This window comes from Methylobacterium brachiatum, assembly GCF_900113845.1.
Taxonomy (GTDB): Bacteria; Pseudomonadota; Alphaproteobacteria; order Rhizobiales; family Beijerinckiaceae; genus Methylobacterium; species Methylobacterium brachiatum.
In genome coordinates this window covers 97,403-116,403 of sequence record NZ_FOQW01000012.1, presented here as the reverse complement: position 1 = coordinate 116,403, position 19,001 = coordinate 97,403, and the positions used below count along the sequence as shown (strand labels likewise).

Annotated in this window: 11 protein-coding genes; 6 read left to right on the top strand and 5 right to left on the bottom strand. The window is 70.3% G+C overall.

The annotated features are described in order from the left end of the window. Positions 1–105 precede the first annotated feature (105 nt). The 5 genes from BMZ47_RS17100 to BMZ47_RS17080 form a co-directional block, all read right to left on the bottom strand. On the bottom strand, positions 106–3,543 hold the full coding sequence (locus BMZ47_RS17100) for an efflux RND transporter permease subunit (RefSeq protein ID WP_091863534.1): 3,438 nt from the start codon (positions 3,541–3,543) through the stop codon (positions 106–108). Then, a complete protein-coding gene (locus tag BMZ47_RS17095) occupies positions 3,540–4,277 on the bottom strand; it encodes an endonuclease domain-containing protein (protein WP_244536848.1) in 738 nt (245 codons plus the stop codon). The genes BMZ47_RS17100 and BMZ47_RS17095 overlap by 4 nt, the downstream gene beginning before the upstream one ends. Beyond that, the gene (locus tag BMZ47_RS17090; protein ID WP_091863533.1) at positions 4,274–7,399 is read right to left on the bottom strand and encodes an MdtB/MuxB family multidrug efflux RND transporter permease subunit; all 3,126 of its coding nucleotides are present in this window, start codon (positions 7,397–7,399) and stop codon (positions 4,274–4,276) included. Before BMZ47_RS17090 ends, BMZ47_RS17095 begins: the two co-directional genes overlap by 4 nt. 22 nt (positions 7,400–7,421) lie before the next feature. After that, a complete protein-coding gene (locus BMZ47_RS17085; RefSeq protein ID WP_091863532.1) occupies positions 7,422–8,810 on the bottom strand; it encodes an MdtA/MuxA family multidrug efflux RND transporter periplasmic adaptor subunit in 1,389 nt (462 codons plus the stop codon). A 212-nt stretch (positions 8,811–9,022) separates the two neighbouring features. Beyond that, positions 9,023–9,202, bottom strand: coding sequence for a hypothetical protein (locus tag BMZ47_RS17080; protein WP_091863531.1), 180 nt, complete (start codon positions 9,200–9,202; stop codon positions 9,023–9,025). A 333-nt stretch (positions 9,203–9,535) separates the two neighbouring features. Here BMZ47_RS17080 and BMZ47_RS17075 point away from each other — a divergent pair, with 333 nt between their 5' ends. The 6 genes from BMZ47_RS17075 (at position 9,536) to BMZ47_RS17050 (ending at position 18,961) form a co-directional block, all read left to right on the top strand. Further along, complete coding sequence (locus tag BMZ47_RS17075) at positions 9,536–10,690, top strand: aminotransferase (protein ID WP_091863530.1); 1,155 nt, start codon at positions 9,536–9,538, stop codon at positions 10,688–10,690. An 81-nt stretch (positions 10,691–10,771) separates the two neighbouring features. Then, the gene (locus BMZ47_RS17070; RefSeq protein WP_091863529.1) at positions 10,772–11,290 is read left to right on the top strand and encodes a DUF4112 domain-containing protein; all 519 of its coding nucleotides are present in this window, start codon (positions 10,772–10,774) and stop codon (positions 11,288–11,290) included. Positions 11,291–11,348: 58 nt separating this feature from the next. Further along, positions 11,349–12,563, top strand: a complete 1,215-nt coding sequence (locus BMZ47_RS17065) for an ABC transporter permease (RefSeq protein WP_007565354.1) — start codon at positions 11,349–11,351, stop codon at positions 12,561–12,563. Between the two features lie 401 nt (positions 12,564–12,964). Next, complete coding sequence (locus tag BMZ47_RS17060; protein ID WP_007565356.1) at positions 12,965–13,516, top strand: Ros/MucR family transcriptional regulator; 552 nt, start codon at positions 12,965–12,967, stop codon at positions 13,514–13,516. A gap of 290 nt (positions 13,517–13,806) precedes the next feature. Beyond that, complete coding sequence (locus tag BMZ47_RS17055) at positions 13,807–16,035, top strand: putative bifunctional diguanylate cyclase/phosphodiesterase (protein WP_091863528.1); 2,229 nt, start codon at positions 13,807–13,809, stop codon at positions 16,033–16,035. A gap of 157 nt (positions 16,036–16,192) precedes the next feature. Beyond that, the gene (locus BMZ47_RS17050) at positions 16,193–18,961 is read left to right on the top strand and encodes a bifunctional diguanylate cyclase/phosphodiesterase (RefSeq protein WP_091863527.1); all 2,769 of its coding nucleotides are present in this window, start codon (positions 16,193–16,195) and stop codon (positions 18,959–18,961) included. Positions 18,962–19,001: the final 40 nt, after the last annotated feature.

Sequence of the window (19,001 nt, the reverse complement as noted above, 5' to 3'; positions counted from 1 at the left end):
ATGCGCCGGCTGCGTCGCGTCCATCGATCGATGATGCGTGCTCGGCGCCGATAGAGCGAGGCGCGCGCGCGGGTGCCGCCGGTGTTTCACGTGAAAACGGACGCATCACTCTCCGGCCGGCAATGCCGCTGCGCCGCCGCGCCCGGCGCGCCTGCGGCGGGCGAGCACCCGGTGCCGGAGGCGGTCGAGGGTCAGGTAGACGACGGGGGTGGTGTACAGGGTCAGGATCTGGCTCACGATCAATCCGCCCACGATGGCGATGCCCAGGGGCCGGCGCAGCTCGGCCCCCTCGCCGGTGGCCAGGATCAGCGGCACGGCCCCGAGCATCGCGGCGAGCGTGGTCATCATGATCGGCCGGAAGCGCACGAGACAGGCCTCGCGGATCGCGTCCACGGGATTCGCGCCCCGGGTCCGCTCGGCGTCGAGGGCCACGTCGATCATCATGATCGCGTTCTTCTTCACGATGCCGATCAGCAGGAACACCGCGATCAGCGCGATGATGGTGAATTCGGTGCCGGTCACCAGCAGGGCCAGCACGGCCCCGACGCCCGCCGACGGCAGGGTCGAGAGGATCGTCAGCGGGTGGACGAAGCTCTCGTACAGGATGCCGAGCACCGCGTAGACCGCCAGGATCGCGGCCAGGATCAGGAGCGGCTGGCGCGAGGCCGAGGCGACGTAGTTCTTGGCCGCGCCGGCATATTCGCCGTGGATCGTGGCCGGCAGCCGCAGCGACGACATCGCCCGGTCGATCGCCACCGTGGCATCCGACAGGCTCTTGCCCGGCGCCAGGTTGAACGAGATCGTGGTCGCCACGAACAGGCCCTGGTGGCTCACCTGCACGGGGGCGTTGCCGGGCTCGATCCGCGCGAAGGCCGACAGCGGGACCATGGTCTCCTTGGCGGCCGAGACCGGCGCGCTCGACGAGGCCCCGCCCTTGCTCGCCGCGATGGCGTTCGAGGAGGCGTTGCGGGCGGAATCGGAGGCGATCGCGGCGGCGTTCGACGATGCGTCGGCCGTGCTGGCGGCCGCGGTCGCCGCGGCGGCGACGCCGGTGGACCCGCCGCCGACCGCGCCCGTGCCGGTCGTGGCCCCCGTCGCAGTGGCGCCGCTCCCCGGACTGCTGGTGCCGGTGGCTGCATTGGTGTTGACGCCGCCCGCCGCCGCCACGGTGCCGGCCACCGCGTTGGTGGCGGCCGAGCCCGGCGCGTTGCCCCCGGAGGTCGAGACGAAGATCTGCTTCAGGGTCTCGGGGGATTCCAGGTAGCGCGGGGCGATCTCCATCACGACGTGGTACTGGTTCAGCGGGTTGTAGATCGTCGAGACCTGGCGCTGGCCGAAGGCGTCGTACAGCGTGTTGTCGATCTTGTTCGGGGTGATGCCGTACCGGAACGCGGTGGCGCGGTCGATCACGACCCGGGTCTCCAGCCCGCCCTCCTGCTGGTCGGAGGTGACGTCCGCGAAGGTCGGGTCCTTCTGCAGGGCGGCCAGCAGCTTCGGGGCGGCGGCGAACAGCTCCTCGGCGGTGTCGCCCTGGAGGGTGTACTGGTACTGGGCGAAGCTCTGGCGGCCGCCCATCTGCAGGTCCTGACGCGGGAAGACGTAGAGCCGCGCGCCCGCCACCTGGGCGAGCTTCGGCCGGAGCCGCGCCATCACGGCGGAGATCGGCGCCCGCTCGCCGATGGGCTTCAGGCCGATGAACACGTTGGCCGAGTTGGTGCCGCGCCCGCCGGTGAAGCCGACGACGCTTTCCACCGCCGGATCCGCGCCCACGATGGTGGTGGCCTGCCGGAGCTTGGTCTCCATGGACTGGAACGAGATGCGCTGGTCGGCCTGGACGCCGCCCATCATCTGGCCGGTATCCTGCTCGGGGAAGAAGCCCTTCGGCACGATGACGTAGAGGTAGACGTTGAGCCCCACCGTGGCGAGCAGGCTCAGCAGCACGAGGCGCGGATGCGCCAGCGCCACCGCGAGCGTCCGGGCATAGGCGTCGAGCAGCCAGGAGAAGCCGCCCTCCAGGCCGCGGATCAGGATATTCGGGCGGCGTCCTGCCGGACGCCCGTGCCCCTCGGGCCGCAGCAGCCGGGCACACATCATCGGTGTCGTCGTGAGCGACAGCACCAGAGAGATCAGGATCGACAGCGACAGGGTGACGGAGAATTCCTGGAAGATCCGGCCGATCAGGCCGCCCATCAGCAGGATCGGCAGGAACACCGCGATGAGCGACAGGCTCATCGAGATCACCGTGAAGCCGACCTCCCGGGCGCCGATCAGGGCCGCCTGCAGCCGGGGCTTGCCCTCCTCGATGTGGCGCTGGACGTTCTCCAGCACCACGATGGCGTCGTCGACCACGAAGCCGGTGCCGATGATCAGGGCGGTGAGCGACAGGATGTTGAGCGAGTAGCCGAGCAGGTACATCGCCGAGAAGGTGCCGATGATCGAGATCGGCACCGCCACCGCGGGGATCAGGGTCGCCCGGCCGGAGCGCAGGAAGCCGAACACCACCAGGATCACGAGGCCGACCGCCACGAGCAGCGTCTCCTCGGTCGCCGCCAGCGACGCCCGGATCGTGGCGCTGCGGTCGCCGGTGAGCTTGATGTCGATGCCGCCCGGCAGCGCCGCGGTGAGCTGCGGCAGCGCCTTCTTCACGGCGTCGATGGTCTCGACCACGTTGGCGCCGGGCTGCTTGTAGACGAACAGCAGCACCCCGTCCTTGCCGTTGACGATGCCGAGGTTGCGCTTGTCCTCGACGCCGTCGAGCACCTGGCCCACATCCGTGAGCTTCACCGCGGCGCCGTTGCGGTAGGCCACGATGATGTCGCGGTAATCTGCGGCCTTGCGGCCCTGGTCGTTGGCGTAGAGCTGGTAGCGCCGTCCGCCGGCATCGATCTCGCCCTTGGGCGAGTTGGCGTTGGCCGAGGCGAGCGCGGCCCGGATGCCTTCCAGGCCGATGCCGTAATTGAACAGGGCGGTGGGATCGAGCTCCACCCGCACCGCCGGCAGGGACGAGCCGCCGATATCGACATTGCCGACGCCCGGCAGCTGCGAGAGCTTCTGCTGCACCACCGTGGCGGCCGAATCGTAGACCTGGCCGCGGGTCAGCGTCTCCGAGGTCAGGCCCAGGATGATGATCGGCGTGTCGGCGGGGTTGAACTTGCGGTAGGTCGGATTCTGCCGGAGCGAGGCCGGCAGGTCGGCGCGCGCCGCGTTGATCGCCGCCTGCACGTCGCGGGCCGCCCCGTCGATGTCGCGGTTCAGGCCGAACAGCAGCACGATCCGGGTGGAGCCGAGCGCGTTCGTGGACGTCATCTCGTTGACGTCCGCGATGGCGCCGAGCCGCCGCTCGAGGGGCGCCGCCACGGTGGTCGCCATGGTCTCAGGGCTCCCGCCCGGCATCTGCGCCTGGACCAGGATGACCGGAAAGTCGATCTGCGGCAGCGGCGCCACCGGCAGCTTCAGGAACGCGAACAGGCCGGCGAGCAGCACGCCGATCGTGAGCAGCGTGGTCGCGACCGGCCGACGGATGAACGGCTCGGAGATGTTCACGGGAGAGGCCTCCCGTAGTCTTGGCGGAGAGCCGCCGTGCGCTCATCGGAAGAAGCGCAACCGGCTCCGCGCCTCTCCCTCCCCCCTCTGCGGGGGAGGGTGGCCCCTGCGTCAGCAGGGGTCGGGAGAGGGGACGCGGCTTCAGGATGGGTCGCAGCCTTCATGAAGGCCTCAGCCGGATCCTGCACCGTTGCTCCCCTCTCCCGACCCCCTTCGGGGCCCACCCTCCCCCGCAGAGGGGGGAGGGAGAGGGCGCGCGCCTCGGCGGCCTCGCCCACCCTGTCGAGGACCAGACCGAGATTGCTCAGCACAAGATCGTTCGGGAAGCGCAGCACCTCGAAGCCCTGGCTTTTCAGCCATGCATCGCGCTTCGCGTCACGGCGACGACGCGCGTCGGTCTCGTGCGGTTCACCGTCCAGCTCGACGATCAATCGTGCGGATGCACAGAGGAAGTCGGCGATATAGGGCGGGATCGGAACTTGCCGTCTGAACTTGAGTCCGTGAAAGCGCCCGGCACGCACCTCCTGCCAGAACAGATCCTCCGCACGGGTCCGCTCACGGCGCTGACCTTTCGCGAAGATGCGCAGGCGGGGCGAGATCGCGTCGAAGCGGCGCCCCTCGTCGCGGCGCGCGCCACATCCTGCACCGTCGCTCCCCTCTCCCGACCCCCTTCGGGGGCCACCCTCCCCCGCAGAGGGGGGAGGGAGAGGCGCGGAATCGTCCCGACCCGTCACGGCACCGCCTCGCCGCTTTCGAGGGCAGGACCCCGCCGCCCGGCGATCCGGCGTTCCAGCCGGTCAAACGCCAAATAAATCACCGGGGTCGTGAACAGGGTCAGCACTTGGCTGACGATCAGGCCGCCGGCGATGCAGATGCCGAGCGGCTGGCGCAGCTCCGAGCCGACGCCGGTGCCGAGGATCAGCGGCACTGCGGCGAACAGGGCGGCCAGCGTGGTCATCAGGATCGGGCGGAAGCGCAGCAGGCAGGCCTGGAAGATCGCCTCCCGGGGATCGAGCCCGTCCTCGCGCTCGGCCTGGAGCGCGAAGTCGATCATCATGATCGCGTTCTTCTTCACGATGCCGATCAGCAGCACGATGCCGATCACCGCGATGATGTCGAGGGACAGGCCGAACAGCATCAGGCCCAGCAGCGCCCCGATGCCGGCCGATGGCAGGGTCGACAGGATCGTGATCGGGTGGATGAAGCTCTCGTAGAGCACGCCCAACACGATGTAGACCGTGATGATCGCCGCGAGCACCAGGAACAGCTCGTTGCTGAGCGCCGACTGGAACGCGAAGACCGAGCCCTGCGGCACCACCCGGAACGAGGGCGGCAGGTCGATCGCCGCCTTGGCCTGCTCGATCGCCTCGACCGCCTGCCCGAGGGCCGCGCCGGGTGCGAGGTTGAACGACACCGTCGTGGCGGGGAACTGCCCGAGATGCGAGATCAGCAGGGGCGCCCGCCGCTCGCTGATCCGCGCCACCGCGGAGAGCGGCACCTGGCCGTTGGCCGCTGTCGAGGACGGCAGGTAAATCGTCTCGAGGCTGCGCAGGGTGGTGTGCAGGTTCGGGTCGGCCTCCAGGATCACCCGGTACTGGTTGGACTGGGTGAAGATCGTCGAGATGATCCGCTGGCCGAAGGCGTCGTAGAGAGCGTTGTCGATGGTCGCCGGGGTAATGCCGTAGCGGCCGGCCGTGGGCCGGTCGATGGTGACGTAGGCGGCCAGCCCCTGCGCCTGGTGGTCGCTCGCCACATCGGCGACCACGGGGGATTTCGCCAGGGCCTCGGTGAAGCGCGGCACCCAGGTCTCGAAATCGTTGAGGTTCGGGGTCTCGAGGATGACTTGGTACTGGGTCGCCGAGACCGCGGTGTCGATGGTCAGGTCCTGGATCGGCTGCATGTACAGGCGCATGCCGGGCTCGGCCCGGGCCGCCGCATTGATCCGCCGGATGATCGCGCTGGCCGAGTCCGTCCGCTGGTCGCGCGGCTTGAGGTTGATCAGCATCCGGCCGGAATTGAGCGTGACGTTCTGGCCGTCGACCCCGATGAACGAGGACAGGCTGGCCACGTCCGGATCCTGCAGGATGATCGCGGCCATCCGCTGCTGGCGCTCGGCCATCGCCCCGTAGGAGACCGACTGGTCCGCCTGCGTGATGCCCTGGATCACGCCGGTATCCTGCACCGGGAAGAACCCCTTGGGGATGACCACGAACAGGTAGACGGTCAGGACCAGGGTCCCGAGGGCCACCAGCAGGGTCAGGCCCTGGTGGTTCAGGACCACGCGCAGGGCGCGGCCGTAGCCGGCGATCAGGCCGTCGATGGCGCGCCGGCCCGCGCGCGACACCACGCCCTCGCGGCGGCGGATCTGGGCCTCGGGCACGTGCTTGAGCAGGCGCGCGCACAGCATCGGCACCAGGGTCAGCGAGACCACCGCGGAGATCACGATGGTGGCCGCCAGCGTGATCGCGAATTCGTGGAACAGGCGCCCGACCACGTCGCCCATGAACAGCAGCGGGATCAGCACCGCGATCAGCGAGACGGTGAGCGAGATGATGGTGAAGCCGATCTCGCGCGACCCTTTCAGGGACGCTTCGAGGGGCGAATCGCCGGCCTCCACGTGGCGGGCGATGTTCTCGATCACCACGATGGCGTCGTCGACCACGAAGCCGGTGGCGATGGTCAGCGCCATCAGGGACAGGTTGTCGAGGGAGAAGCCGTAGAGGTCCATCACCGAGAGGGCGCCGATCAGCGACAGGGGCACCGACAGGCTCGGGATCAGCGTCGCCGACAGGCTGCGCAGGAACAGGAAGATCACCAGCACGACCAGCGCGATCGCCAGCCCGAGCTCGAACTGCACGTCCTCCACGGAGGACCGGATCGTGGTGGTGCGGTCGGTGAGCGGCGCCACCGCCACCGCGGTCGGCAGGCTCGCCTGCATCTGGGGCAGCAGCGCCTTGATCTTGTCGACCGTGGCGATGACGTTGGCGCCCGGCTGGCGCTGGATGTTGAGGATCACCGCCGGCGTCCCGTCGGCCCAGGCGCCGAGCTTGGTGTTCTCCGGCCCCTCGACCACGTCGGCGACCTCCGAGAGCATCACCGGGGCGCCGTTGCGATAGGCGATGATCGCCGAATTATAGGCCTTCGGGTCGCGGATCTGGTCGTTGGCGTTGATCGCGTAGGATTGCTTCGGCCCGTCGATCGAGCCCTTGGGGGTGTTGACGTTCAGGTTGGTGATGGTGGTGCGCAGGTCGTCGATGTTCAGCCCGTAGGCGGCGAGCGCCCGGGCGTTGAACCGCACCCGGATCGCCGGGCGCTGGCCCCCCGAGATGCTGACCAGGCCGACGCCCGCCACCTGGCTGATCTTCTGGGCGAGCCGCGACTCGGCGAGGTCCCGCACCTGGGTCAGCGGCAGGGTCTTCGAGGTCAGAGCCAGCGTCAGGACCGGCGCGTCGGCCGGGTTGACCTTGGCGTAGATCGGCGGGGCCGGCAGGTCCGACGGCAGCAGGTTGCCGGCGGCGTTGATCGCGGCCTGGACCTGCTGCTCGGCCACGTCGAGGGCCAGGTCCAGGCTGAATTGCAGCGTGATGACCGAGGCGCCCGCCGAGGATTGCGAGGTCATCTGATTGAGGTTGGCGAGCTGGCCGAATTGCCGCTCCAGCGGCGCCGTGACCGAGGAGGTCATCACCTCGGGGCTCGCGCCCGGATAGAAGGTCTGGATCTGGATCGTCGGGTAGTCGACGGCCGGCAGCGCCGAGACCGGCAGGTTCAGGTACGACACGCCGCCGACGATCAGGATCGCCAGCATCAGCAGCGTCGTCGCCACCGGCCGCAGGATGAACAGGCGGGACGGGTTCATGGCAGGCGCGCCGAAGCCGGGCTCACGGCTGCTGCCGGCGCCGGCGCCCGCCCTCCGGAGCGGCCGGGCGGGCGGTATCGGCCGTCCCGTCGGGTCCGGCGGCCGGCTTGCCGCCGGGCTTGTCGCCCGCGCCCGTGACCGCGCCGGTCGCGCCCGCGGCCTGCGCGCCGTCGGTGATCCGGACCTCGGCGCCGTCCTTGAGCCGGTCGGTGCCGTCGACGACGACCCGGTCGCCGGGCTTCAGGCCCGAGACCACGACGGTGTTGGTCCCGTCGGTCTCCCCGGTCTTGACCGGCCGGACCGTGACCTTGCTGTCCCCGTCCATCAGGTAGACGTAGGTGCCGGGCGTGCCCTGCAGCAGGCCGGAATTCGACACCAGGGCGGCACCCCGCACCGTGTCGACGGTGAGCTTGGCGTTGACGAACTGGTTCGGGAACAGCTCCTCGTCGGCATTGTCGAACAAGGCCCGGAGCTTCACCGTGCCGGTGGTCGTGTCGATCTGATTGTCGACCGTGTCGAGGCTGCCGACCGCGATCTGGTGGGCGTCGCCCCGGTCGTAGGCGCGCACGGCGAGCTTGGCGCCGGCCCGGACCTGGCGCATCACCCGGGCGACGTCGTCCTCCGGCAGGGTGAAGATCACCGAGATCGGATGGAGCTGGGTCACCACCACGATCGCGGTCGAGGCGGCCGAGACGTAGTTGCCCTGGTCGACCTGGCGCAGGCCGACCCGCCCGTCCACCGGCGACGTGATGTGGGTGTAGGCGATGTTGAGCTTCTGCTGGTCGACCAGCGCCTGGTCGGCCGCCACCGTGCCCTCGTTCTGCTTGACCAGGGCGGCCTGCGTGTCGACGTTCTGCTTGGAGATCGAGTCCTGCCGGTTCAGCGTCTGGTAGCGCTGGAGGTCGAGCTTCGAGTTCTGCAGCAGCGCCTGGTCGCGGGCGAGCTGACCCTGGTACTGGGCGAGCAGCGCCTCGTAGGGGCGAGAATCGATCAGGGCGAGCTCGTCGCCGGCCTTGACGGTCTGGCCCTCGCGGAACTTCACGGCCATCAGGTAGCCGCTGATCTGCGACTTCACCGTCACGGTGGCGAGCGGCGTCACCGTGCCGAGGCCCTGGAGCACCACCGGCATGTCGCCGGTCGTCACGGTGGCGATGCCCACCGCCTGCGCCATGTCGCCGCCGCCGTGCCGCCCGCCGCGGCCGCCGGCCCTGTGGGCCGTGGCCGGCTCGGCGCCCTTGTCGGTGCGCGCCTCGTACCAGCGGTGCCCGATCGCCCCGGCTCCGGCCAGAAGGGCCAGGATCACGAGCCACCGGATCGGCCGGAATCGCCGCGTGCGGACGTCGCGCGCCGGCGCCTCGCCCGGCTGGTAGGCGCGCGCCGTGTCGGTGCGGATCGGTGAACTCTCGTTCATGCCTGACTAGAGCACATGCCGGACGCCTGCGCGACCGACGGTACCCTATCCCTCGCTGTGCACGCCCCCATGGCGCATGTCCCGGCCGCCTACGCTTCGGCGGCCCGGACGGTCGCATCGGCCTACGCGGCTATAGGGGCCGGACGGCGTCCGGCCGCTGCGGCATATTCCGTCGCCGGGCGGGTGTTGGATGCCCGGCCAATGCGCCGTCACTAGGGCGGCGAGGTTTCAGCCGTGTTGCTGGGCTCCGCCGCGGACGAATCCGGTGCCGCGTAGGCGTCGAGCACGGCGCGGAACGGCGGGTCCACGGGCGCGACCGGCACGCCGAGGCGGAGGGCGAGGCCCAGGCCGGCGATCAGCACGGCGAGGAGGAGGCAGCGTGTCGTCCGCATGGTCGCATCCGTCGGGCCTGAGACGCTACCAGAGCGACCGGCCCCCGGCATGCGAAAAGGGCCACCGATCCGGGGATCGATGGCCCTTTGACGGGACCGGAGCGGCGTCTCGCTGACGGAGCGAGGGGGCAAAGCCCCGCCGGTGAGAGCGCCGCCCCAGCCGTGAGACGAACCTACGATACGACTGATGAATGTCAACATTCGTCAGTCCCGGCGTCCGATCGTGTCGTCCGGGTCTGTGCGGCCGCGCACATTCCGCACGCCGCCGACCCCATGCTACATGCCGAGGATGTCTCGCTCGTCTGCAGCGCCCGAAGCGGCGTCCCGCCCCGCATGAACCCGGTCTTCGCCGCCCTGCCGACCACAGTGTTCGAGACCATGTCGCGGCTCGCCCGGGCCCACGACGCGGTCAATCTCGGGCAGGGTTTTCCGGACGATCCGGGCCCCGCGGATGTGCGCGAGCGCGGCGCCCGGGCCCTGATCGACGGCTGGAACCAGTACCCGCCGATGATGGGTCTGCCGGCCCTGCGCGAGGCCGTGGCCGCGCATTACGCCCGGCACCAGGGCCTGACCCTCGACCCCGACACCGAGGTGATGGTGACCTCCGGTGCCACCGAGGCGCTGGCCGGCGCGCTGCTGGCGCTGATCGAGCCCGGCGACGAGGTCGTGCTGTTCGCCCCGATGTACGATGCCTACCTGCCCCTGGTGCAGCGGGCCGGCGGCGTGCCGCGGATCGTGTCCCTGCAGCCACCCTTCTTCCGGCTCGACGAGGCGGCGCTCGCCGCCGCGTTCGGCCCGCGGACCAGGGCCGTGGTTCTGAACAACCCGCTCAACCCGAGCGCGACCCTGTTCGCGGCGGACGACCTGGCGCTGCTCGCCGGGTACTGCACGCGCTTCGACGTCACCGCGATCTGCGACGAGGTCTGGGAGCACGTGGTCTTCGACGGCGCCCGCCACCAGCCGCTGATGGCGCTGCCCGGGATGCGCGAGCAGACGGTCAAGATCGGCTCGGCGGGCAAGATCTTCTCGCTCACCGGCTGGAAGGTCGGGTTCGTGATGGCCGATGCCCGGCTGATGCGCGTGCTCGCCAAGGCGCACCAGTTCCTGACCTTCACCACGCCGCCCAACCTCCAGGATGCGGTGGCCTACGGCCTCGCCAAGCCGGATCCGTGGTTCGACGCCATGCGGGCGGGCTACGCCGCCTCCCGCGACCGGCTGGACGCGGGCCTGCGCGATCTCGGCTTCCGGGTCCTGCCGGCGCAGGCCACGTGGTTCCTCAACATCGACATAACCGGCCTCGGCTACGCCGATGACGTGGCCTTCTGCGAGGCTCTGGTCACCCGCCACGGCGTCGCGGCGATCCCGGTCAGCGCCTTCTATCCGGACGGGTCGGTGCGCAGCCTCGTGCGTCTGTGCTTCGCCAAGGCCGACGCCACCCTGGACACCGCCCTGGAGCGGATGCGCGGTCTCGCCGGGGGTGCGGCATGATGGTCGCAGGCCGCCGCCTTGCGAGGATCCGGCCGGGGGGCCACGTCGTTGAGGGTGATGGCTCTCCGACGGATCCCCGCGATGGATTTCACCCAGGCTTCCCGGCAGGCTCCCCGGACCGGTCCCTTCGTGGGCGCCGAGGCCTTTCCCGGCGGCAGGAATTCCGCCGGCGCGACGTCCACCCGGCTGCCGCCGTTCCTGTCGGCGAATCTCGACCGCGAGGCGAGCCTCGCCCGTCTGGAGACGCTGGCGCATGTCATGGACACCGCCTTCGTGATCCCGGGGATCAACCGGCGGGTCGGGTTCGACGCGCTGATCGGCCTCGTGCCGGTGATCGGCGACGTGGCCAGCATGGTGATCTCCTCGTTCATCGTCTACGAGGCCAAGCGCCTCGGAGCGCCTCGCTGGCTGGTCGCCCGGATGGGGCTGAACGTCGCCGTCGACGGCCTGCTCGGCGTGGTCCCCCTGGCGGGCGACCTGTTCGATGCCGCCTTCAAGGCCAACCGCCGCAACGTTCACCTGCTCCGGCGCTGGATGGAGCGGACCGGCGGCGTCCGCCCGAACGAGATCGAGGGCACCGCGATCCGCCTCGACACCTGATCGGTCTCCGGACGTCGGGGCCGGACGTGGCCCGTCCCGTTCGCCAAGGGCCGCGGCCATGAACGAGATCGCGCGTCCCGGCGAGAGCGAGGTCGTCCCGGCGCCGATGCCCGGCGCCCAGCCGATCGTCCTGCGGCCCGATGAGGCCGTTCCCGCGCCGGCCCCGGTTTCGGGCGGGCGCGGCTGGCTGTCGCCGCTCAATCGGCGCCGGCTCGACAATTTCCGGCGCAACCGCCTCGGCTACTGGTCGTTCCTGATCTTCGCCGCGCTGTTCGTCCTCAGCCTGTTCGCCGAATTCATCGCCAACGACCGTCCGATCGTCCTGTCCTACAAGGGCGAGTGGCTGGTCCCGGTTCTGGTCGACTACCCGGAGGAGAAGTTCGGCGGGTTCCTGGCTGTCACGGATTTCCGCTCGCCCGAGATCCGCAAGGAGATCGCCGAGCACGGCTGGGCGCTCTGGCCGCCGATCCGGTTCTCCTACGACACGATCAACGAGGACCTGCCGACGCCCTCGCCCTCGCCGCCGACCTGGATGCTCTCGGACGCCCAGTGCAAGCCGGTGGCGGAGAAGCTCGGCGGCGCGACCTGCGCCGACATTCCCTGGCACTGGCTCGGCACCGACAACACCACCCGGGACGTGCTGGCGCGGGTGATCTACGGCTTCCGCATCTCGGTTCTGTTCGGGCTGATCCTGGCCGCGGTCTCGTCCGCGATCGGGGTCGTGGCCGGCGCCGTGCAGGGCTATTTCGGCGGCTGGGTCGATCTCGCCTTCCAGCGCTTCATCGAGGTCTGGGGCGGCATCCCGACCCTCTACCTGATCATCATCATCTCGGCCTTCATCGCCCCGGGCTTCTTCGTCCTGCTCGGGATCATGCTGCTGTTCTCGTGGGTGGCGCTGGTCAGCGTCGTACGGGCCGAGTTCCTGCGAGCCCGGAACTTCGAATACGTCCGGGCCGCGCGCGCGCTGGGCCTGTCGAACCTGCGGATCATGACGGTTCACCTGCTGCCCAACGCCATGGTGGCGACCCTGACCTTCCTGCCGTTCATCCTGAACGGCTCGATCACGACGCTGACCTCCCTGGATTTCCTCGGCTTCGGCCTGCCGCCCGGCTCGCCCTCGCTCGGGGAGCTGCTCGCCCAGGGCAAGGACAACCTGACCGCCCCGTGGCTCGGGCTGACCGGATTCCTGGTGATCGCGGTGATGCTGAGCCTCCTGGTCTTTGCCGGCGAAGCAGTGCGCGACGCGTTCGATCCGCGCAAATCCTTCGCCTGAGCCCGAATCAGCCGTCCCCGCTGTGCGGGAACACACAGGCAATTGACGGGTCAGCAAAAATATTTTGCGTCTTCATGGCAAGACCGGTGCAGTGCCGGGAAAGACCCGCCTAGACCGCGCGCGGCCGCCGTTCACCTAGGGCGTAACTGTCTCTCCCGCCAGCGAAAACCCGGCCTCCGGCCTGCAGCAGCATTCGTCGCCCGCGTGAGGACAAAGCGCTGGGCAAGTGCGGTGAAAACGCTGCCAATGCAACTTCAACCTGTAGCCATGGCCGGTCGATGTAGACCTGAACTTTCACACGATCACGGGGAATTGTATGGGTCACCTTGCTTTTTCCAGCCGCTGTTTTAATTCGCAGTAAGAGGCTACCTCAACGAGCGTCCAACCCAGGGAAAGTGAGAATGTCCGAAGAAGCGCCGACATCCCAAGTGCACTATATCGAGCGGACCGTGGACGTCGTCGCGGCCTATGTCGCCAACAACTCCCTGCCCCCCACCGAATTGCCGTCGCTGATCGCGAGCATCCATGAGGCGCTGAATTCGATCGCCTCGGGACCTTCCGCCGCAGCCGAAGACACTGTGGATCGGCCGACCCCGGCCCAGATCCGCAAGTCGATCCGGCCCGATGGCCTGATCAGCTTCATCGACGGCAAGTCGTACAAGACGCTCAAGCGTCACCTGACCAAGCACGGCCTGGATCCGCAGAGCTACCGCGAGCGCTTCGGCCTGCCGGCCGATTACCCGACCACCTCGGCGAATTATTCGGCGCAGCGCTCGGCCCTGGCCAAGAGCCTCGGACTCGGCCAGCCCGGCCGCGCCCAGCAGGGCGGCAAGGAACTGGACGTCGAGACCGACGCGGAGCCGACGCCCGCCCCGGCCCGCCGCGGCCGCAAGATCGAATCCGCCCCCGCCGCCAAGGGGCGCGCCAGCCGCAAGTCGGTCGAGGCCGCCTGAGGGCTCTCGCGGATCGTCCCCGGCCCCGTCATGGGCCGGGGCACGATTTCGCGATCTCGGATTGAGGCAATCGCGTCGCGGGTGACACAGATTGCGGCGCGATCGCCGGACGGATACAGGCTCGCGGCCGGAAACGGTCGAGAGCCGTCGTTTTGAACGGGCGCGACGCGGTCTTCAGGACCGGAACGCCGCAACAACCACTGATTTAAACCTCCGATAAGACTCGCGGATTAAGTTCATCCCCGGCAGCGCCCGCGAATGTCGGGTCTGAAGCGCCGGGGGCAGAACTGGTGTCGGCAGCGACCACGTCGGAATATGCTCTGGCGGAGCAGGAATCGCTGCGCCTTCACGCGCTGGGCCGGTTCCAGATCACGGGAACGGCCCCGGAGGAGCGCTTCGACGCGATCGCCCGGCTGGCCGCGCGCCTGTTCCGGACGCCGATCGCCTACGTCTCGCTGATCGACCAGCATTGGCAATGGCTCAAGGCGCAGACCGGCCTCGGTCCGGTCGGCCTCGATCAGGGGCCGACGCCCCGCAGCGCGTCGTTCTGCACCCACACGATCCGGTCGAACGATGTTCTGGTCATCCCGGATACGCAGCGCGACCCGCGCTTCATCGACAATCCTCGGGTCGTGGGGCTGCCCTTCGTCCGCTTCTACGCGGGCGCCCCCCTGATCACCGCCGACGGCTTCCGGCTCGGGGCCCTGTGCGTGGCCGACACGGCGCCGCGCGGGCTCTTCCCGGCCCATGACCGCCAGGCGCTGGCGGATCTCGCCGCGATGGTGGTCGAGCAGATGACCCTGCGGCGCAGCGAATTGGCGCGGCTGTCCATGATGGGCTTCGCCAACGCCACCGAGCTGGCGCTGCTGGCGCTCACCCGGGAGGGGCGGATCCGGTTTGCCAACCGGGCGGCCGCGTCCCTGTTCGGCTACGATCTCGACGAGATGCTGGGCGCGCCCTTCGAGCTGATCGTGCCCGAGCGGATGCGCGCGGCCCACAGGGCCGCCCTGGGGCGGATCTTCGAAGGCCATCTCGCGAAAGTCGTCGGCCGCACCCTCGAGGTGATGGTCCGGCGCAAGGACGGCACGGAATGCCCGGTGGAGGTCTCCCTGTCCCTTTGGGACGACGCGCGCGAACCGAATCTTGGCGCCGTCATCCAGGACATCTCCGCGCGGCGTCGGCGCGAGGCCGGTCTGCTCCAGCTCGCCCACCAGGATGACCTGACCGGCCTCACGAATCGGCGTCGGTTCGAGTCCCTGCTGAACGACCTGTATCGCCGCGGTGAGGCCGCCACGGTGCTGCTGGTCGATCTCGACGGGTTCAAGGCGGTCAACGACAGCCTCGGCCACGCGGTCGGCGACGCGCTCCTGCAGGCGATCGCGGTCCGGATCCCGGCGGTTCTGCCGCGCCGGGCCGTGATGGCCCGCCTGGGCGGCGACGAGTTCGTCGTCCTGCTGCCCGGGACCGGCGATCCCCTGGCGGCGCGCACCTGCGCCAGCGCGATCCTGGCCGCGCTGGCGGATCCGGTCGTGGTCGAGGCCCATGTCCTGCGGGTCGGCGCGAGCATCGGCTTCGCCCTGGCCCCCGATCACGGCCGGAGCGGCGAGGAGCTGATCGGCAGCGCCGATTTCGCGCTCTACCGGGCCAAGCAGGAGGGCGGGGGCGGTGCGCGGATGTTCACCTCCGAGATGCGCCATGCCGCGGTGGCGGTGCGCAGCACCCAGGACGCGTTGCTGCGCGCGCTGCACGGCGACGAGCTGGTGCTGCATTACCAGCCGCAGATCTGCCTCGCGACCGGCCGGCTCGTCGGCGCCGAAGCCCTGATCCGCTGGCAGCACCCGGAGCGCGGCCTCCTCCTGCCCGGCGCGTTCCTTCCAGCGATCAAGATGAGCCCGCTGGCGCTCCCGGTCGGGGCCTGGGTGCTGGACGCCGCCTGCCGGCAGATCGCGGCCTGGCGGAACCAGGGGCTGCCGCCCTTCCGGGTCGGGGCGAACCTGTTCTCCGCCCAGTTCAAGGCGGGCAACCTCGTGCGCGAGGTCGCCGACGCGCTCGCCCGCCACCGCGTCGCGCCGGACTGGCTGGAGCTGGAGATCACCGAGCGGGTCGTCCTGCAGAGCGACGACCGCACCCTCGGGACGATCCGGGACCTGCGCGCCCTCGGGGTGCGCATCGCCTTCGACGATTTCGGGACCGGCTACGCCTCACTGAGCAGCCTCAAGCGCTTCCCGCTCACGACCCTGAAGATCGATCGGACCTTCGTGAGCGACCTGCTCACCCAGGCTAACGACGCAGCGATCACCCGCGCCATCATCCGGATGAGCAACGATCTCGGCCTCGACACCGTGGCCGAGGGCATCGAGACCGAGGGCCAGGAGGTCGTCCTGCGGGCGCTGGGCTGCAAGGTCGGCCAGGGCTACCATTACGGGCGGGCCATGCCGGCCGCCGCCCTGACGGGTCTCCTGGCAGCCCGTCAGGGGGATGCGTGGCTGAGCGTCCCGACCCTGCGCGCGGCCGAGTGACGGCCGGGATCGCCCGGGCGGCACACAACGCACACGAAAATCAATTGTCGAATCGCCCGCCGATCCACACGATCGGAACAACAACTCATTAACGGGGCCACTATAGCGCTGTTATCGAGCGTTGTTCGGGCGTGGTCAGGTGGGTTCGAAATCTATCATGCCGTTCGTCGCGCGGGCGGGCCGGCGCATGGGCGGGCGGCACGCGCTCGATCTGCGGGCCTGGGCGGCCCTCGGCCTCGCCCTGGTCATCACCGGCTCGGCCGCCCTGTTCATCGTCCACCTGGAAACCCGCGCGGTCGAGGACAACGAGCGCAGCCTCGGCGGCCTCGCCACGATCCTGGCCGACCAGGCGGACCGGGCCCTGCAGGCGATCGAGCTCGTCCAGGATGCCGTCCTGGCCGAGTTCCGGACCGCGGGGATCCGCAGCGCCGACCAATATGCCGAGGTGGCCTCCCGGCCGGCCATGCACGCGGCCCTGCGGACCTGGATCGCGGCGCTGCCGCAGGCCAACGCCATCACGCTGGTCGATGCGCGCGGACAGCTGCTCAATTTCAGCCGCTACTGGCCGATCCCGACGGTCAACATCGCCGACCGGGACTACTTCAAGGCGCTCTCCTCCGAGCCGAGCCTGCAGCGCTACGTCGGCCGTCCGGTCTCCAACCGGGGCGACGGCGCCATGACGATCTACATCGCCCGGAAGGTCGCGGCCCCGGACGGCACCTTCCTCGGCCTGGTCCTGGGCGCGGTCGAGCTCGGTTATTTTGAGGGCCTGTACGATCGGATCTCGCCGGCGGACGACGCCGTCGTGTCGCTGTTCCGCAACGACGGCATGCTGCTGGTCCGGCACCCGCACTTCCCGGGGACGATCGGCCGGATCTTCTCTCAGGCCGGCGCGACCCTGATCTCCGCAAGCCCCGCCCTCGGCGGCGTCACGCGCACCGTCAGCCCGATCGACGGCCAGGACCGGCTCGTGGCCGCCCGCGCCCTGAAGACCTACCCGCTGATCCTCAGCGTCAGCCGCACCGCCGCGGCCTGCCTGGCGGCCGTGCGCCAGCAGGCGGCCATCGTGGGCGCCGCGACGCTCCTGCTCGATCTCGGGCTGCTCGGGCTGGTCCTGCTCGGCCGCCGGCGGGCCCGCGCGCAGGCGCAGCTCGCCCAGTCCGAGGCGGCCCGGGCGGCGGCCGAGGCGCGCGAGCGCGGCGAGCGGGCTCTGCGCGTCCAGGATGCCCGGTTCGGCATCGCCCTCGACAACATGGTCCAGGGCCTGTGCCTGTTCGACCGGGACGCCGCCCTCATCGTCATGAACGCGCGCTTCGCGCGGATGTACGCGGTGCCCGAGGCCCTGCGCCGGCCCGGGACCGCGCTGCCCGCCCTCCTCGCCCATCTGGAAGACCCCGAGCGCGGCCTCGGCCCGGCAGCCGCCGCGGCCCTGGTGGCGGCCTGCGAGCACACCGCCGCGCAGGGCCATCCGGTCTCGCTGACCTGCGATTTCGCCGACGGCCGGGCGGTCAACGTGGTCCACGCGCCGATCCCCGGCGGCGGCTGGCTCTGCACCCACGAGGACGTCACCGAGCGCCGCCGCAGCGAGGCCCGGGTCGCCCATATGGCCCGGCACGACGCGCTCACGGGCCTGCCGAACCGCCTCGTCCTGAAGGAGCGCATGGATGCCGCGCTCGCCCGCTGCGACCCCCGCGCCCCGGCCACGGTGCTGTGCCTCGATCTCGACGGGTTCAAGACCGTCAACGACACCCACGGGCATCCGGTCGGCGACGCGCTGCTCTGCGCGGTGGCGGCCCGGTTCGCCGCGACGGTGGCGGCCGACGACCTCGTGGCCCGGCTCGGCGGCGACGAGTTCGCCATCGTCCTCGGCATGGCCGCCCTGCCGGCGGATGCGGCGCGCCTGGCCCGGAGCCTCGTGGCGGCGCTCGAGGCTCCCATCACGGTGAACGGCTACACGCTCGCGATCGGCACCAGCATCGGCATCGCGAGCGCCGACGACGCCTCCGGCACTGCCGCCACGCTTCTGCGGCAGGGCGACATCGCCCTGTACCAGGCCAAGGCCGCCGGGCGCGGCACTTGGCGCTTCTTCGATCCGGCCATGGATGTCGAGATCCAGCGCCGCCGCCAGCTCGGCACCGACCTGCGGCACGCTTTGGCCGAAGGCCGGTTCGTGCTGCATTTCCAGCCGATCGTCGGGGCCCACAGCCAAGCCCTGCACGGATTCGAGGCCCTGCCGCGCTGGCATCACCCCGAGCACGGCGATGTCGGCCTGGCAGAGTTCATCCCGCTGGCTGAGGAGGTCGGGCTGATCAAGCCGCTGGGTGCCTGGATGCTCGCCACCGCCTGCCGGGCCGCCGCCGCCTGGCCGGACTCGGTGAGGGTCGCGGTCAACCTGTCGCCCCTGCATTTCGCCGGCGAGGGCCTCGACGCGGATGTGCGGGCGGCGCTCGCTGAGAGCGGCCTGCGCCCGGAACGCCTCGAACTCGAGATCACGGAATCGGTCCTGTCGCAGGACAACGCCGCGAACCTGTCGGTCCTGCGGGCGCTGCGGGCCGCGGGCGTGCGGATCGCCATGGACGCGTTCGGGACCGGGTATTCGAGCCTCGGCACCCTGCACCGGTTCCCGTTCGACCGGCTCAAGATCGACCCCGGCTTCGTGCGCGGGCTGGCGCGCGACGGCGGCAGCGTCGAGATCCTGCGGGCCATGGTCTGGCTCGGACGGGCCCTGAAGATCGACGTCCTGGCCGAGGGGGTCGAGACCCCCGAGCAGGCCCGGATCCTGCGCGAGGAAGGCTGCCAGGAGCTGCAGGGCAACCTGTTCGGCCGCCCCGCGCCGGTGGCCGACCTCGCCGCGATCCTCGCCCTCACCTCGGGAAGCCTGCGGGCGCCGGAAGTCGGGCAGAGTCGCGACGGTGTGGCGGCCTGACAAAGAGTCAGAGCGTCATCAGGGCTCTGCCCTGACGACC

Bases quoted from the DNA above. Each gene is read 5' to 3' on its own strand.
- BMZ47_RS17070 (WP_091863529.1), top strand. From the start codon at position 10,772: ATGGATTTCACCCAGGCTTCCCGGCAGGCTCCCCGGACCGGTCCCTTC.
- BMZ47_RS17065 (WP_007565354.1), top strand. From the start codon at position 11,349: ATGAACGAGATCGCGCGTCCCGGCGAGAGCGAGGTCGTCCCGGCGCCG.
- BMZ47_RS17090 (WP_091863533.1), bottom strand. From the start codon at position 7,399: ATGAACCCGTCCCGCCTGTTCATCCTGCGGCCGGTGGCGACGACGCTG.
- BMZ47_RS17085 (WP_091863532.1), bottom strand. From the start codon at position 8,810: ATGAACGAGAGTTCACCGATCCGCACCGACACGGCGCGCGCCTACCAG.
- BMZ47_RS17080 (WP_091863531.1), bottom strand. From the start codon at position 9,202: ATGCGGACGACACGCTGCCTCCTCCTCGCCGTGCTGATCGCCGGCCTG.
- BMZ47_RS17060 (WP_007565356.1), top strand. From the start codon at position 12,965: ATGTCCGAAGAAGCGCCGACATCCCAAGTGCACTATATCGAGCGGACC.
- BMZ47_RS17075 (WP_091863530.1), top strand. From the start codon at position 9,536: ATGAACCCGGTCTTCGCCGCCCTGCCGACCACAGTGTTCGAGACCATG.
- BMZ47_RS17050 (WP_091863527.1), top strand. From the start codon at position 16,193: ATGCCGTTCGTCGCGCGGGCGGGCCGGCGCATGGGCGGGCGGCACGCG.